General features: G+C 42.5%; 15 protein-coding genes. All 15 read right to left on the bottom strand.

Features of this window, described 5'->3' with window-relative positions; genetic code table 11:
* Positions 1–46: 46 nt before the first annotated feature.
* The 15 genes from ilvB to OGM16_09455 all read right to left on the bottom strand — a co-directional run bounded on the left by ilvB (position 47) and on the right by OGM16_09455 (position 17,432).
* Positions 47–1,729 carry a biosynthetic-type acetolactate synthase large subunit gene (gene ilvB / locus OGM16_09525; GenBank protein ID UYJ45083.1) on the bottom strand — a complete coding sequence of 561 codons (1,683 nt, stop codon included), beginning with the start codon at positions 1,727–1,729 and terminating at the stop codon, positions 47–49.
* 39 nt (positions 1,730–1,768) lie between these two features.
* A complete protein-coding gene (ilvD, locus tag OGM16_09520) occupies positions 1,769–3,433 on the bottom strand; it encodes a dihydroxy-acid dehydratase (protein ID UYJ45082.1) in 1,665 nt (554 codons plus the stop codon).
* 41 nt (positions 3,434–3,474) lie between these two features.
* Entirely contained in the window at positions 3,475–4,560 is a 1,086-nt protein-coding gene (gene leuB / locus OGM16_09515; GenBank protein ID UYJ45081.1) for a 3-isopropylmalate dehydrogenase, read from the bottom strand.
* 197 nt (positions 4,561–4,757) lie between these two features.
* A complete protein-coding gene (locus OGM16_09510; protein UYJ45080.1) occupies positions 4,758–5,393 on the bottom strand; it encodes a GNAT family N-acetyltransferase in 636 nt (211 codons plus the stop codon).
* An 18-nt stretch (positions 5,394–5,411) separates the two neighbouring features.
* Entirely contained in the window at positions 5,412–7,499 is a 2,088-nt protein-coding gene (locus OGM16_09505; protein ID UYJ45079.1) for a M28 family peptidase, read from the bottom strand.
* 150 nt (positions 7,500–7,649) lie between these two features.
* On the bottom strand, positions 7,650–8,645 hold the full coding sequence (locus OGM16_09500; protein UYJ45078.1) for a hypothetical protein: 996 nt from the start codon (positions 8,643–8,645) through the stop codon (positions 7,650–7,652).
* A 276-nt stretch (positions 8,646–8,921) separates the two neighbouring features.
* Complete coding sequence (gene rny, locus OGM16_09495; protein ID UYJ45077.1) at positions 8,922–10,481, bottom strand: ribonuclease Y; 1,560 nt, start codon at positions 10,479–10,481, stop codon at positions 8,922–8,924.
* 140 nt (positions 10,482–10,621) lie between these two features.
* Positions 10,622–11,227, bottom strand: coding sequence for a recombination regulator RecX (locus tag OGM16_09490; GenBank protein UYJ45076.1), 606 nt, complete (start codon positions 11,225–11,227; stop codon positions 10,622–10,624).
* Positions 11,224–12,339 carry a recombinase RecA gene (gene recA / locus OGM16_09485; GenBank protein UYJ48429.1) on the bottom strand — a complete coding sequence of 372 codons (1,116 nt, stop codon included), beginning with the start codon at positions 12,337–12,339 and terminating at the stop codon, positions 11,224–11,226. Before recA ends, OGM16_09490 begins: the two co-directional genes overlap by 4 nt.
* Before the next feature lie 354 nt (positions 12,340–12,693).
* Positions 12,694–13,689, bottom strand: a complete 996-nt coding sequence (locus OGM16_09480) for a transporter substrate-binding domain-containing protein (GenBank protein UYJ45075.1) — start codon at positions 13,687–13,689, stop codon at positions 12,694–12,696.
* A 213-nt stretch (positions 13,690–13,902) separates the two neighbouring features.
* The gene (locus OGM16_09475; GenBank protein UYJ48428.1) at positions 13,903–14,625 is read right to left on the bottom strand and encodes an amino acid ABC transporter ATP-binding protein; all 723 of its coding nucleotides are present in this window, start codon (positions 14,623–14,625) and stop codon (positions 13,903–13,905) included.
* A 13-nt stretch (positions 14,626–14,638) separates the two neighbouring features.
* The gene (locus OGM16_09470) at positions 14,639–15,292 is read right to left on the bottom strand and encodes an amino acid ABC transporter permease (protein UYJ45074.1); all 654 of its coding nucleotides are present in this window, start codon (positions 15,290–15,292) and stop codon (positions 14,639–14,641) included.
* A gap of 23 nt (positions 15,293–15,315) precedes the next feature.
* Positions 15,316–15,744, bottom strand: a complete 429-nt coding sequence (locus OGM16_09465) for a secondary thiamine-phosphate synthase enzyme YjbQ (protein UYJ45073.1) — start codon at positions 15,742–15,744, stop codon at positions 15,316–15,318.
* A 1-nt stretch (position 15,745) separates the two neighbouring features.
* Positions 15,746–16,597, bottom strand: a complete 852-nt coding sequence (locus OGM16_09460; protein ID UYJ45072.1) for an amidohydrolase family protein — start codon at positions 16,595–16,597, stop codon at positions 15,746–15,748.
* Positions 16,598–16,622: 25 nt separating this feature from the next.
* Positions 16,623–17,432: a PfkB family carbohydrate kinase gene (locus OGM16_09455; protein UYJ45071.1), complete on the bottom strand. Its 810-nt coding sequence runs from the start codon at positions 17,430–17,432 to the stop codon at positions 16,623–16,625.
* Positions 17,433–17,451 lie beyond the last annotated feature (19 nt).

Genomic DNA, 17,451 nt, shown 5'->3' with positions numbered 1-17,451 from the left:
TAGATTTTCAGTTAACTGTTGAATTTTTTTCTATGAAAACGCTGAACTAGTTGATCTTTAAGTCTGTATCATCAAATGCATCTGCGATAGGAGCTCCCGGAGATACCATTGGGAATACCTTGTCATCACAGCCGATCTGACAGTCAATGACAACAGGGATATTTAAAGAGATCGCCTCTTTTAATACAGGAGCCAGCTCCTCTTTCTGGGTCACTCTGTAAGCCTTTGCTCCCATTGCCTCTGCGATCTTTACATAATCAACAGAATCACTGAGAACAGTCTGGGAATAACGCTTTCCATAGTAGAGAGTCTGCCACTGACGCACCATACCTAATACATGGTTGTTGATGATCAGTTCGATCACCGGGATATTGTAACGGGTCGCTGTAGCGATCTCGTTCATATTCATGCGGAAGCAGCCATCACCTGCAATATTGATAACAGTCTTATCCTTGCAACCCATTTTAGCACCAATAGAAGCGCCCAGGCCATATCCCATGGTTCCCAGTCCACCGGAAGTAAGAAGGGTTCTGGGCTGACGGTATTTGTAATACTGGGCCGCCCACATCTGGTGCTGGCCAACCTCTGTTACGATCACAGCGTCCCCGCCTGTAACTTCATTTACAGTCTGGATAATAAAAGGACCGGTAAGTACATTCTTATTGTAACGCAGCGGATACATATCCTTCATACGTTCAATATGGGCGATCCACTCATCATGGTTAATAGGATCCAGATGGGTATTTAACCTGCGTAAAATAGTCTTAGCATCTCCAATGATGCTTGCGTCAACCTTAATATTCTTGTTGATCTCTGCACGGTCAATGTCAATCTGTAAAATTTTTGCGTTTTTCGCGAATTTTGATGCATTTCCAATAACACGGTCACTGAATCTGGCGCCAACTACTACTAAAAGGTCTGCCTCAGTAATGCCATAGTTGGATGTTTTAGTTCCATGCATACCAACCATACCTGTATACAGTTCATCTGCACCATCAAATGCGCCCTTACCCATTAAACTGTCTGCAACCGGTGCCTGGATCTTGTGGGCAAACACACGCAGTTCTTCAGAAGCATTGGAAATAATAGCACCGCCGCCTACGAAAATAAATGGCTTCTGGGCCTTGCGGATCATTTCCAGAGCCCGCTCCATATCTTCTTCTTTAATGGTATCGGTCTGTGGTTCGATCTTCTCCGGCTCCTGATACTCATAATCTGCAGTTGCCGCAGTTACATCCTTTGTAATATCCACCAGAACAGGGCCCGGTCTTCCACTCTGGGCGATGACAAAAGCCCTGCGGATCACTTTTGCCAGTTTATTAATATCTTTTACAATGAAATTATATTTCGTGATAGGCATGGTCACACCGGTAATGTCGATCTCCTGGAAACTGTCCTTACCTAAGAGGCTGTTTGCCACGTTACAGGTAATAGCTACTACCGGAACTGAATCCATATATGCAGTAGCAATACCTGTTACCAGGTTAGTCGCACCAGGGCCGGACGTTGCCAGGCATACGCCTACCTTTCCAGTTGCCCTGGCATATCCGTCTGCTGCATGGGAAGCGCCCTGTTCATGAGATGTAAGAATATGGGTGATCTCATTCTGGTGCTGATACAGCGCATCATATATATTCAGGATGGCACCGCCCGGATATCCGAAAACAGTGTCTACCCCCTGTTCTTTCAAACATTCTATAACGATTTCCGCACCTGTCAATTTACTCATATGTCCTGTACTCCTTTACAATATTACTCAGCGCTTTCCTTATTTTGCCTGAAGGATAGCACCCTTGTCGCCGGAAGTTACCAGTGAAGCATATCTTGCCAGATAACCGGTAGTCACCTTTGGCTCTCTTGGCTGCCATTTTGCTTTTCTGGCTGCCATTTCTTCATCAGAAACCAGTACATTTAACTGATGATTATCAATATCAATGGAAATGATATCTCCCTCTTCTACTAATGCGATCGGACCGCCTACAGCTGCCTCCGGAGAAACATGTCCGATAGAAGCACCTCTGGATGCTCCGGAGAAACGTCCGTCTGTGATCAGGGCTACTGTGGATCCAAGTCCCATTCCTGCAATAGCAGAAGTCGGATTTAACATTTCTCTCATGCCAGGGCCGCCTTTTGGTCCCTCATAACGGATCACAACAACATCCCCGGCAACGATCCTGCCGCCCTTGATCGCTGCAATAGCGTCTTCCTCGCAGTCAAAGACTCTGGCTGGACCTTCATGCTTTAACATTTCAGGAGCTACTGCAGAACGCTTTACAACGCCTGAATCTGGTGCCAGATTACCCTTTAAGATAGCAATACCACCGGTCTGGCTGTATGGATTGTCAATCGGACGGATAACATCCGGATCTTTGTTTACGCAGTCCTTGATGTTTTCGCCGACAGTCTTTCCTGTAACAGTCATGCAGTCCAGATTTAACAGGCCTTTCTTGCTGATCTCATTCATAACAGCGTAGATACCGCCTGCCTCGTTCAGGTCTTCTATGTAAGTATGACCTGCAGGTGCTAAGTGGCACAGATTTGGTGTTCTTGCGCTGATCTCATTTGCAATGTCTACATTTAACTCAACACCAGCTTCATGTGCAATAGCCGGTAAATGGAGCATACTGTTGGTAGAGCATCCTAAAGCCATATCCATGGTCAAAGCATTCATAAATGCTTCTTTTGTCATAATATCTCTTGGACGGATATTTCTTTTTAACATTTCCATTACCTGCATGCCGGCATGTTTAGCCAGCTTGATACGTTCGGAATAAACTGCAGGAATGGTTCCGTTTCCACGAAGTCCCATACCAAGAACCTCTGTCAGGCAGTTCATGCTGTTTGCAGTGTACATACCAGAACAGGATCCGCAGGTCGGACAGGTCTTATTTTCATATTCTTTTACATCTTCTTCGGTCATCTTTCCTGCTGCATAGGCACCAACTGCCTCAAACATACTGGAAAGGCTGGTCTTACATCCCTTTACGTGTCCTGCAAGCATTGGACCGCCGCTGACAAATACAGTTGGGATATTTAATCTTGCTGCCGCCATTAACAGACCAGGAACATTCTTATCACAGTTTGGAACCATGACCAAAGCATCAAACTGATGTGCCATTGCCATACATTCAGTAGAATCTGCGATCAGGTCTCTGGTAACCAGCGAATACTTCATGCCCACATGACCCATAGCAATACCGTCACAGACTGCAATAGCCGGAAATACGACCGGGGTACCGCCACCCATGGCAACACCTAATTTTACTGCCTCTACGATCTTATCCAGGTTCATATGTCCCGGAACGATCTCATTATAAGAACTTACAATACCTACTAATGGCTTATTCATTTCTTCTTCTGTCATACCAAGTGCATTAAAAAGGGAACGATGCGGTGCCTGCTGCATTCCTTTTCTTACTGCGTCACTTCTCATATTTTTATCCTCCTGAAAATCTCATGTACTCCCGGAATCTTTTAGTGAATACGCTCTGCAACCAGATCACCCATCTGGGTAGTTCCAACCCTGGTGCAGCCTTCTGACATAATATCGCCGGTACGATATCCATCTTTCAGCACCTGACGTACTGCTGTCTCTACTGCCAGTGCCTCTTTGTCCAGGTCACAGGAATAACGAAGAAGCATCGCTGCGGAAAGAATGGTTGCTAATGGGTTGGCAATATCTTTTCCTGCAATATCCGGTGCAGAACCATGGCTTGGCTCATACAGACCGAACTTTGACTCATTTAAGCTTGCAGAAGATAACATGCCGATAGAACCGGTGATCATACTTGCCTCATCTGAAAGGATGTCACCAAACATGTTCTCAGTCAGAACTACGTCAAACTGTCCCGGATTCATAACCAGCTGCATTGCACAGTTGTCTACTAACATGTGGCTTACTTCTACTTCCGGATAATCCTTTGCAACTTCATTTACAACCTTGCGCCATAAACGGGAAGTATCCAGAACATTGGCCTTGTCAACACTTACCAGCTTTTTACGGCGCTTCATAGCGATCTCAAATCCCTTGACAGCAATACGGCGGATCTCATGCTCACTGTATGGCATAGAGTCTACCGCATATAATTCACCGTCTTTTTCCTCAGTGCTTCTTGCTCCGAAATAAACACCGCCGGTCAGTTCACGCATAATGACCATATCAAAGCCATTTCCAATGATCTCTTTCTTTAATGGACACGCATCTGCTAACTGCTCAAAAAGATAAGCCGGACGGATGTTTGCAAACAGTCCTAAACCTTTACGGATCTTTAAAAGTCCTGCCTCTGGTCTCAGGTTTGGTGCAATATCATACCATCTGGAGTTGCCTACATCACCTCCAACAGCACCTAACAGCACTGCATCTGAATTTCTGGCTGTCTCCAGCGCTTCATCCGTCAGCGGAACACCATATGCATCAATGGAGCAGCCGCCCATTAAAATATCCGTATAATTAAACTTATGTCCGTAAACTTCTCCTACTTTATCTAATACCTTTTTGGCCTCTCTTATAATCTCAGGGCCAATACCATCTCCCGGAATTGCAACAATATTATAATTCATAATTATTATCCCCTTTATCTACTATTCCTATTAGTTATATCTTTTGCAATAGCTGTGATTTCTATCAATCATATCTCATTTGAGGCTTCATTTCAACTATTCCCGCCCATTTTCCCTATTACAAAATATACATGTTTGGAATTGCCGGTATAACTATAAATCATAATTCTAAATACATTCTTAATCTTCTCATTTTTCTATTGGATCTCACGGATCAGGCAATACTGTTTTAAATCAAAATGCTTCTGGACAATGCCAAAAAGCTTAAAACCAAAATGTTCGTACATAGGCACGTTATCCGGATTATGGGTTTCCAGTGAGATCATCAGATGATGCTCCTGGGCATAACGGATCACCTCATCCATAAGGATAGCTGCCAGACCATGATGCTGCATGTCCGGATCCACTGCAAGGTAGATCACATGAAGACGCTCTTCCTGGTGGAGCTGGTCGGTCCACCGGGAGTTTAAATAATCACGGCCTTTCATAAAATTCCATAAAGTCTTCAGGCTCGGATCCTCTTTGATCAGATATTCATCTGTCTTTAAACCCGCCCAGGCTTCTGTAAGATAAAAAGCAAGGGGATTATAAGGCTCTGACTCATCAGAAACCACTAACAGGGAATTCATTTCCTCGCTGTCAGAATAAATCTCACAGGTTTCAATAAATTCTGTAAGATCACACTTAAAAAGTTCAGGAAGCAGACGCTCCCTTGTCTCTTTTTCCGGAATCAGCTTGCAATATAAGGGATCATGGGCAAAGCATTTCACCAGCAATTTTTCCAGTTTTGGCAGATCTTCTTTTTTTACTCTGTATAACGTCTGACTTTCCATACTATATATCTGTTCTCCTTACTGTTTTTCCAGGTATCCTTCCATGGCAGCTAAAAGCTTCTCCACAGAAGATGCCATATAATCAATATCATCCCGGTAGCACTGCTCCTGGGCTTTTGCAGCCTGAAGCAGAGTCTTGTATTCTTCTTCCAGATCCGGTCTTTCTCCTGCTTTCTGCAGTTTGTTCTTTTTCTTTAAACTTACTACCAGATCGTACAGATTTTCATGGTGGATAATACGGCCATAGCCCCATTTTAACCGGTCTGCCGGCTGATTTAATACATATTCAGTAAAATAACGGAATACTTCTCTGTCAAACAGGAAGGCATACCGGTTATTATCAATCTCATAAACTGCTTCCAGGGCACCTTCCGGATCATCCTCTTTTAAGCAGGCAAGCGCCTTATAAATAGCTTTCAGGTTCTCACCTACCCCCTGCTGCGGGAACAGTACATCGTCATGCCAGTTTAAGCGGACAAAATAGTCCTGTTCCTTGCGGAAGATATAAAGAAGGGAGCTGTTTAAGTCTGCATATCCTGCTGCCACATTCTTTGCCTCATCATACTTTCCTGATTCCAGAAGGCTTTTATAATCATCGTTGATCTTCTGTATCTGACTGTATAACTGACGTCCCAGCTCTTTGGCCTTATTCAGACGTTCTAAAAGGTTCGTTTCATCTGCCTGTGTTTTTTCACACAGGGATTTTTCTACACTGTCTTCCACTGCAGTAAACAGCCGTTCAAAATCCATAGGTACTACTGCTGTATAGTCAAATGCCAGCACCAGTTTTCCATAAAGGTTATGGTGGAAGCGGTAAACCGGCTCGTCATAGAAATCTTCATTATCAAACTGAGAATGATAGTGGGTCTCCATAAACTCCCCGTCGCTGAACTCATTTACAGAGGATGGAATTCCTGCAATGGCAATGGAAAAATCATCAGACCAGGTCTGGATAGGGAAGTGGACTTCCAGGCCTTCCGGGTATGCTTCTTTTGACGGCTGAATATGCTCTGTTGCTTTCTTCATAAAGGAAGCGTATTCGTAGGTGCAGCGGACTGCATCCTTCTTTCCATGGGCATGGGCTGGAAGTTCAAAGTTAAAGTCTGCGACCACCTTTCCCTGCCACTCCGGATGGGCAGTAAATACCTGTTCGTAGGCACCGGTAGACCAATCATATTTAGAGTCTACTACTCCCCACTCTTCTGCTGCCATAGCACAGAACACTAACGTCTTCCTTGGCTTATATCCCATATCAATAAAAGTTCTTGCGATCCCAAGCATCATTGCAACTGCCGCATTGTCATCCTGAAAACCGGTAAAATAAGAGTCATAGTGAGCGGACAGCATGATCATCTGCTCCGGCTCTTCTCCTGGTATCATGCCGGTAATGTTATAGGACTCCCGGTCACGGACCACAGTAGACTGGGCATCAAATAATACCTGGATTTCTTTAAAATCCCCTGTATGATTTCCAGTTTTTTCTATATTTCCCATATCTGCTTTTAAGACAGCCGCATCTGCCTGGGAAATGGAGAAAGCAGCTGCCTCTTTCGGTCCTGCAATATCCTGGGCATTTAAGGACGTATCATGGATCTCCCCATACCCCTGATCCTGAACTGCAATAAGTGCTGCCGCTCCCTTTAAATGAGCCTGATAAACCGGAAAATTGATCCACCATTCTTCTCTCTGGTTAATATCGATCAGCACAAGCTTACCTTTTACATCTATATTTTCATAATTTTCCGCTGTGCCCCGTCCTAAATAGACCATGGAAAATTCCTGAAATCCTTCTGTATGAAAATCCGTCTGATAAGCGCCTAATTGAAATTCATATTCTTTATCTTCTTTATCACGGTAACGAAGGACCGCGTGATGAAAGTCCCAGCTGTCTACCTTGATCTTATCCTTTTGTACATTCTGAAGTCCCATTTCCTGCATTTCTTTTAAAAGCAGTTCTCCCGTTTCCCACTCTGCTTTGGAGCCGGCTGTACGGTATCCCAGTACCGGATTTGTCTTGGGTCCTTCCATTCTTTTTGCAAGATCATAAGATTTTTTTACATCAACAGCCTGTTCAAAGGCTTCTTCCCATTCCCTTAAACTGTTCATATTTCTGTCCTCTTTCTTCTAAGCTCTGTTTGAGAACACATCTATCTCAAATGCTGCATCTATAATAGCACAAAATAAGCCGCTGCAAAATGTCTTTTTACACTTTGCAGCGGCTTGTATTTACAGTAATGTATCTACAGTCTGTCTGTTTTACTGGGCGATCCAGGCTCCATCTGCGCCTACCAGATAATTATCAGGTGTCATGCAATCAGTAAGCATATCTCCATTTTCAGAGCAATAGTAACTCTTTCCATTCCAGTCGATCCAGCCGGTCTTCATATAGCCGTTCTCATCAAAGAAATACCATTTTCCGCCTAATTCTTCCCACTGGTTTGCAGGATAGGTTCCGTCTGCCCTGCAATACCACCACCTCTTGTCTGTTTCCTGTTTCCATTTACCAGTAGTGCCGGAAGCTGTATTTACATTTGATGCATTTGGGTCTGCTTTAAATTCTGCTACTTTGTCACCACTAATATAAACGGTGTTAGATTCGGTCCATTCGCCTTTTACCGTATTGTCATATTTATTAACAGCACGGACTTTTACCATATAGTTTTCATTTGGCTTCATCATACGTATTCTGCAGTTGGCAGAGTTTGTATCGGTAGTAAGGGCAGTTCCTACGATCTTTCCTTCCCTGTATACACGGACTTCGTAGCTTCCTGCTGTACTTATAGCCGGCCAGGTGGCAATTCCATTATCTGATAAAGTAATTCCTTCCATGGATTTTAAACTGTTCTGCAGGGAAGGCAAGTTTACATCTAACAGTAATTCAGAACTGGAATTCTGTCTGGTAGATGATTTATATTCCGCACCACCCTTTAATGTGATCTTATCCTTTCCCAGGGAAGTAAAATAATAATCATCATCTGCAGTCAATGTGATACGGATCTGGGGTGTCATATCTTCTGTCCAGGTAAATCCCTCATTTAATATATCATATCCATCTACGCTGTATCGGCTGCTGCTGCTGTCGATTTCAATATTCTCCATTCCAAAGTCTGTATTCGGTTCAATATCAGCCTTGATCGTCAATGTAACCGATGTGATCTTCTTTCTGCTGGCTGCATAGCCTGGGAACGCACACATTGCCGCAAGAACCCCCGCCATCACAGCTGCGATCAGTCTTTTTTTACTGTATGCCATATACCTATTCCTCCTTTTCCTCACAAATGTTCTCTCAGAGTCTTTCTTTGCTCTAAGACTACCCTTTTTACCACATACTGTCAATAAAGTTTTCCTTACGATTTACTAGTAAATCGTTTCGTAAATAACTGTACTGATCACGTAGGATGCGGATTTGAGTGTGCAGGTCTAAAAACGCAGGTGCAGCATGCCAACGGCACGTAACAGCTGGCTTTCATTATGCAATGTATCAAAAAAAGCTCCATCTGCTGATGAAGCTTTTTTATAATACATTTTTTACTTTGCATAGCCCGTTACTCTGGATTCACGGATCACATTGACTTTGATCTGTCCCGGATATTCCAGTTCGTCTTCAATACGCTTGGAAATATCTCTTGCCAGCAATACCATATCGTCATCGCTGACCTGTTCAGGAATAACCATAATACGGACTTCCCGTCCTGCCTGAATAGCAAAAGACTTATCTACACCCTTGAAAGAATTTGTAATATCTTCAAGCTGCTTTAATCTGTTTGTGTATGTTTCCAGTGTCTCTCTTCTTGCACCAGGTCTTGCAGCAGAAATAGTATCTGCAGCCTGAACGATGCATGAAATAAGATTGGTCGGTTCTGTATCTCCATGATGGGATTCTACAGCATTGATAACAACTGCTGATTCTTTGTACTTTCTGCAAAGATCTGCACCCAGCTGTACATGTGTACCTTCCATATCATGATCAACAGATTTACCAATATCGTGGAGTAAACCGGCACGTTTTGCCAGACGTACATCCACACCCAGTTCAGAAGCTAAAAGCCCTGATAACTGTGCTACTTCGATGGAATGCTTTAATGCATTCTGACCATAACTTGTTCTGAATTTCATCCGTCCTAACAATTTTACCAGTTCCGGATGAATGCCATGAATACCAACTTCGAGACATGCGGATTCGCCTTCTTCTCTCATGTTGTTCTCCACTTCTTTTTGCGCTTTCTCTACCATCTCTTCGATCCTTGCCGGATGGATACGGCCGTCTACGATCAGACGTTCCAGCGCAATTCTTGCTACTTCCCTGCGGATCGGATCAAATCCGGATAAAACTACCGCTTCTGGAGTATCATCAATGATCAGTTCCACACCAGTTAATGTCTCAAGAGTACGGATATTACGTCCCTCACGACCAATGATGCGTCCCTTCATTTCATCATTTGGAAGCTGTACTACAGATACAGTTGTTTCCGCCACATGATCTGCCGCACACCGCTGGATAGCTGTGACAACTAAATCTCTGGCCTTCTTATCAGCTTCTTCTTTTGCCTTGTTTTCAAGTTCCTTGATCAGCTTTGCTGTATCATGCTTTACGTCTTCTTCAACAGATTTTAAAAGATATTCTTTTGCCTGTTCGGAGGTAAGACCGGAAATTCGTTCCAGTTCCTGTATTCCCTGTTCATACTGGGTCTCTACTTCTGCGGTACGTTCACCGAGAATGTTTTCCCTTCTGACCAGATCAGCCTCCTTCTTTTCAAGGGCATCTGCCTTTTTTTCAACGTTTTCTTCTTTGCTTAATACACGCTTCTCATAACGCTGAAGTTCCGCTCTTCTTTCCTTGGTTTCTTTTTCCAACTCATTCTTTGTCTTTAAAGATTCTTCCTTGGCTTCCAGGAGAGCTTCTCGCTTCTTTGTTTCTGCAGTCTTTAATGCTTCATCTATTATTTCTCTGGCTTTTTCTTCTGCACTTCCAACCTTGCTGTCATACTGCTTGCGCTCGTAAGAACGGCCTGCAGAATGTGCAAAATAGCCAACAATAATAGCCGCGATCACCGCGCCGATTATAGCAGGAATTATGATCTGCAACACAGGAGCACCTCCTTATATTTAGTTTTCATTGTACGAAATACAACATAGTAATTTTATACTTTTTTCAGAATTGTGTCAAGTATATTCCTCTTATTTCCCCGTTGTACCGACAACATAAACAAAAGGACATGCTGCTTTCTTTAGTCATCTGTGCTTTCCCTCAAAACCCGCTGGATAACATCAAAAGAAAAGCCTTTTCTGCCTAAAAAATCAGCCAGTTTCTGCCTTTCTTTCCAATCCGCTGGGATCTGTCCGCCTGTTTTTTTCTTTAATAAAGCCCGGACTGTATCATCTTCATTAATGGGAGCTTCTTCCAACATCCGGCTGATCGTATCCTTATCCACGCCCTTTTGCTGCAGCTCAAAAACAATCTGACGGGGACTTTTTCTGCTTTTATTTACATGAATATAATTTTCTGTGTAAGAACTGTCATCTACAAAATGATACTCTTCCAAAAAGGACATCACCTCTCTGATCACATCGTCCGGGTAACCATCTTTTTGCAGTTTTTGGATCATTTCAGCCTTGGTCCGCCCCTGGGACTGAAGAAGATACAGGGCGCGATCTCTGGCCCGTTTTAAAAGGATCTCTTCTTTTATCTTCTCGTAAGTCTGTTCCGAAAGGTCATTTTCTTCTTCTATATGGAAACGGGCTGCTTCACTTTTATATAAAACAAATGCAAAGTCCTCTCCAAGGAAGACTTTGCATTTGTTCTTATCTACAGGGACAATTGCTGTAACGGTCATTCTTTTTCAGCCTCAGAAACAGTCAGCTCTTCTCCTGCATTTTCTGCAAGAACGGAGCCGCTCTCTTCTTTCTCTTTCAGAGCTGCTTCTCTGGCCTTAGCCTCTGCCTCCTCAGCACCTGGCAGATTGTACTTCACACGTACCTGTGCTTCAATCTCAGCACAGATTGCCGGATGCATCAACAGATACTGTTTTGCATTTTCCCGTCCCTGACCAATCTTGGAACCGCCGTATGCAAACCATGCACCGCTTTTTTCTACGATATTTTCCTTTACAGCAAGATCTAAGATATCGCCTTCTTTGGAGATTCCTTTACCAAACATAATATCGAACTCAGCCTCTCTAAATGGCGGAGCGATCTTGTTTTTAACTACTTTTACGCGGACACGGTTTCCAACTACTTCACCGCCCTGCTTTAAGGTTTCGATCCTGCGCACATCCATACGGACAGAAGAATAGAACTTCAGCGCACGTCCACCGGTAGTAACCTCCGGGTTTCCAAACATAACACCTACTTTTTCACGCAGCTGGTTGATAAAAATAACAATACAGTTAGACTTACTGATAATAGCAGTCAGTTTTCTTAATGCCTGGGACATCAGACGTGCCTGAAGACCTACATGGGAATCACCCATCTCGCCATCGATCTCAGCTTTTGGTACCAGAGCTGCTACAGAGTCCACGATCACGATATCTACAGCGCCGGAACGTACCATAGTTTCTGTAATCTCCAGACCCTGCTCACCGTTATCCGGCTGGGAAATATAGAGATCATCAATATCTACGCCGATATTTTTTGCATAAACAGGATCTAATGCATGCTCAGCATCGATAAAACCTGCAATACCCCCTCTTTTCTGCACCTCTGCTACCATATGAAGAGCTACCGTCGTCTTACCTGAGGATTCCGGTCCGTATATCTCAATAATTCTTCCCTTTGGGACACCGCCCAGCCCCAATGCGATATCAAGGCTGATGGAACCTGTAGGAACTGTCTCAATATTCATATTTACACCGGACTCACCTAACTTCATAACGGAGCCCTTACCATATGCTTTTTCAATCTGAGTCAAAGCAGCATCTAATGCTTTTAACTTCTCATCTTTATTCATATCTCTATTCACGCTCATCTTTTCTTCTTTGCCCATGTTCTCCTCCTGAGAAAATAATGCGAACAAGTGTTCTGTCATGTACCATAATCATAGTACAGTTATTAAAAATTGTCAACCTTCTTTTCGGTTTCTTTTGCCATATCCTCCTGGTAAATGCGGGCGAACGCCCCTGAACGGGAATTTATAATGTTTTTGCAGTGTGAATACCTGCGGGAGTTAGTTTTACAATAGCACATTTATTTTCTATTTGCAAGAAGCATTAAAGAGTATAAAAAGACCGCAGCCCGGAAAAAATCCCGGGCCACGGCTATATGAAAAAACAACTGAGCGAAATAAAAGAATTGTATAACAAAATTACTGTGCAATAAAGTCTTCCAGAGCCTTTGCATCCAGTTCTGCTGCTGCGTCAGACTGCATCTGATCCCATAAGCCTTCTGTCTTAATATCAGAGAAGAAGCCATTGCACCAGTTTGCAAAATCTTCATTTCCGTAAGCCATACACAGACCACAGCCTTTATCAAATTCATCCGTTGGTTCCCATGTAAGCTTATCCACTACTACCAGATCATCATTAGCAGCTACAGACATTGCTGCTGAAACTGCATTCATACAGGCCAGATCTGCTTTTCCGTTTTTAACAGCCAAAAGCATGTTCGGAGTATTATCTAATTCCTGGATCTCAGCATCCGGATAGAGATATTTTGTCATTGTAATATCAATAGATCCCATCTGTCCCGCAACCTTAACACCTTTTAAAGTTCCGGTAAACATATCGCTATTTTCATTTCCTTTTCTTGCAACATAACATTCATCAGATTTATGATATACATCTGTAAACAGCCAGGTCTTCTTGCGCTCATCAGTAGGAGACAGGCGTGTTACAAAATATACCTGGTTTGCCTGCAGTGCGGACATACAGCCTGTAAAATCACTTTCATAAAAATCAACTGTCACTTCACGCCCCAGATAATCACTAAGACGTTTTGCCATCTCATACATTCCTTCTACTTCAAATCCCACCAGCTCATCTTTGCCATCTTTAACTGTATGGAAGCAGAATGTAGGATTATTTCCAATGATTCCCACTTTTAATTTTCCATTTTTAATGATATCTTCAAAAATCGGGCCATGCTCCTGTTTTGCAAATTCTTCCGGAGAAACAGAACCCGAAGAAGTTCCTGTTGTGGTTTCCTGGGCTTTTTCTTCTGCTGTAGTCTGTGCTGCAGTTTCTGCCTTGGTTTCCGTAGTCGCAGCTGCGGTCGTTTCCTTGGCACCACCAGAACATGCTGCAAGAGAAAGTGCCATCATGCCCGCCATACAAAGAGCTACCATTTTTTTCATTTTCCTCATAGTCATTTCCTCCTTAAATAATAATGTTCTCCCGGAATCTTTTTGTACTTGATTTTGTGAAAAGATTTTTTGTCAGTTGTATTCAAATTTCAGAGGCGTACGCGGTGCGTATGTTGATGAAATCCGATGCGACTGACGGAAAATCAGCCGCAAAAGCAAGTGCATGGAAGACTCCGAAAGGACATATATCTTTTCATAATATTTTCTTTATCTTTACAACATCTTGCTTAAAAATTCCTTCGTCCTTTTATGCTGTGGATTTGTGATCACATCTTTAGGATTACCTTCCTCTACGATATATCCTCCATCCATAAATACCAACCGGTCACCTACTTCTCTGGCAAATCCCATCTCATGGGTCACTACTACCATAGTCATGCCATTTTCCGCAAGTTGGCGCATGATTTTTAAAACTTCTCCTACCATTTCCGGATCCAGTGCAGAAGTTGCTTCATCAAACAAAATAACCTCTGGATCCATTGCCAATGTTCTTGCAATAGCTACTCGCTGCTTCTGACCACCGGAAAGTTTGGATGGATACACATCTGCCTTGCTTTCCAGTCCTACCTGTTTTAAAAGCTCCATAGCCTTTTTTTCAGCCTGTTCCTTGGGGATTTTTTTCACTTTTCGCAAACCGATGGTCACATTGTCCAGTACGCTTAAATTTTCAAACAGATTAAATAACTGGAACACCATTCCAAATTTTTCACGATACTCATCTAACTTCAGATCTTTTCTTAAAATAGACTGTCCGTGAAACAGGATATCACCGCCTGTAGGTGTTTCTAAAAGGTTTAAGCAGCGCAGCAATGTGGATTTTCCGGAACCGGACGGACCGATCACTACCACCGCTTCCCCTTTCAGAACCTTCATATCTACGCCTTTTAATACTTCAAGACTTCCAAAATTCTTCTTTAATCCTTTTACCTGGATCACGGCTTCTCTCTGATCAGTCATGTGCACGCAGCCTCCTCTCCAGTATTCCTACCAGTTTCTTTAAGACATAGGTGATCACAAAATAAATAAACGCAGTTACGATCAGCGGCTCAAATGCCAGGAACGTATTAGCACGTACTGAATTTGATGTATAGGTCAGCTCATGAAGTGCAATAACGGATACAATAGACGTATTTTTAATAAGAAGGATAAATTCATTACACAGGGAAGGGAGTACATTTTTAATTGCCTGTGGAATGATGATGTAACAGTTTGCCTGCAGTTTGGACATTCCGATACATCTGGCCGCCTCCATCTGGCCTTTGTTTACCGCCTGCATTCCGGCTCTTGTATGTTCTGCAATGTACACAGAACTGTTGACTGTCAAAGATACAACTGCCGCCCAGAACTGTGGAAGCGATGTTGCGATCCCGTAGTACACAATGAAGATCTGCACCATAATAGGAACACCGCGGATAAAGTTAATCCACCAGTCAATGATCGTACTTATGATTTTATAGTTCTGCACACGGATCATACCCATGATCACACCAACTATACTGGAAAGGATCAAAGTCCAGAATGCCAGCTGAAGCGTTACTTTTAAGCCGTCCATGTAATAGAACCAATATTTTGATAAAAATGTAAAATTCAGTCCAAAGATCATATTGGTCACTCCTTACAAAAATGCTATTCCCCCATTACCTCAATGAAATAATGACGGATCTGTAAACCATCCAGTTCCGCAAAATATATATTCTGCTCACCGCCTGTCATCATTTTTCCATCGATCACCGGAAAAATACAGTGATTTCCAACCAGCATTGACTTTAAATGTCCTGGACCATTTCCCGAGCAGGTTCCATAGGTTGGAAGCATATGAGTATGAACATATGGAAAATCTTTTGGAACAATACGCTCCAACTGCATTTCTATATCTTTTTCCACACATGAAAGTGCTTCATTGATCATAATTCCGGTAGTTGTATGTTTGGTGATAACAGCAACCATTCCGTTTTTAATCCCGCTGTCTGCTACAGCTTTTTTCACTTCATTTGTGATGTTGATCATTTCAAATTCATGTTTTGTCACAACTTCGTTTTCATACAGTTTTACCATGTTAATCCTCCAGTCCTAAAAAGCGAATTGCATTTTCTCCAAGAATAGCTTTTTTTACATCTTCACGAAGCGGCAGGTTCAGGATACCATCCAGACTTCTTACATGACGGAAACGTGGATTGTTGGAACCAAACATGACCTTATCCTGGAAGCAGTTCTGAAGCCAGTTTAAATTCATATTAACAGAAAACAGATGACTGTAATAATTCCTTGGAGAATCCATATAAACCATAGAAGTATCCGCATATACATTTGGATATTTCATTAACATCATGATGGTCTCTTCCCACCATGGCCATCCCATGTGAGCCAGACAGAAGCGAAGGTTAGGATAATTGACTGCTACATCTTCAAAAAGGATAGGTTCTGAATACTTGGAAGGAGTATCCGGTTCCCAACTGTAACCAGCGTGGAACATGATTGGTTTGTTATGCTCCTCACAAACTTCATAAAGCGGTGCCAGCAGCGGATCGTCTGCATACATGTGAAGGCGTGAAAGATTTAACTTAAGTCCGGAAAGCTTCTGTGTTTCAAAAGCATATGTTAATTTTTCTTTTGCCTTTGGATCTCTGGGATCTACACTTGCAAATCCAATAAAACGTTCAGGACAGGAAGCTACGATCTTTTCCATTTCTTCATTGCTGACAATAGGTCTTCCCATCTGGGTGGAATAATCTTCCGGAAGCCACACCACCTTATCAATTCTTGCATCATCAATTAAAATCTTTTCAAACTCAACAGGATTGCGTCCTGACTTAAATACTCCAAACTGCTGTTTACGAAAACTAAGGTCTTCTGAGGCCTCATTAATTACATCAAGAAGAACTGGATGTGCATGAATATCAATGATCATAGATTTACGCTCCTTTTTTTATTTTTTACAGATATGGATCAAATACAGAAATTACTTTTGCGGATTGTTCAGCACCTCTTCTCATACATTCCTGTATGCTCTTTCCATCTATTATGCCGCTTATAAATCCTGCAAAATAAGAATCTCCTGCACCTACCGTATTTACAACATGTTCCACTGGGACAATCTCACCTTTATAAAATGCAGAACCATCGTAAGCAATAGAGCCAAGCTTTCCAAATGTAGCGATCATCAGCTTTGCACCTTTTGAATGTGCATACTTAAGAAATGCTTTTCCTTCTTCAAAGTCATTTTCAAAAGATACCAGACCACAGTCGATATTTTGGATCACTTCTTCCAGATCCGGATGTTTCAGATTATTTCCCAGATCAAAAAATACTTTTGTACCGCTTTTGCGTATTTCTCCCAGACTGTGATTCAAACGTCCGGTGAAATCACTGTGCATCATGTCATGGTGACAGATATAATCCAAAGTTTCTTTAGAAAATTCATAATCCTGCATGATCCCACGTACAGGAGTTCCGTGCACCCGGTCATTGTCCACCAAATGCAAAGGTACTCTTGGTGTCATACCTCCTGGTATTACTTCCAGATGAGAGCAATCGATATTTCTTTCATGGAACATTTTTACCGCTTCTTTTCCGTATTCATCGTCAGATACAGCGGAAATAATGGATGCTTCCATATCTTTTCCTTTTTTTATATCCAGCAGATTGAACAGCACATCTACCCCATTACCCGTTATGTAATAACGATTGTTAAAATCCGGATAATAATCAACGCATACATAACCTGCTGCTGCAAATTTCACCATATGCTTCCACTCCTCTTTT

The sequence above is a fragment of the Lachnospiraceae bacterium genome (assembly GCA_025758065.1).
Classification (GTDB): domain Bacteria; phylum Bacillota; class Clostridia; order Lachnospirales; family Lachnospiraceae; genus Enterocloster.
The sequence above is the reverse complement of the archived record's forward strand: the minus strand, read 5'-3'. Positions and strand labels throughout refer to the sequence as shown.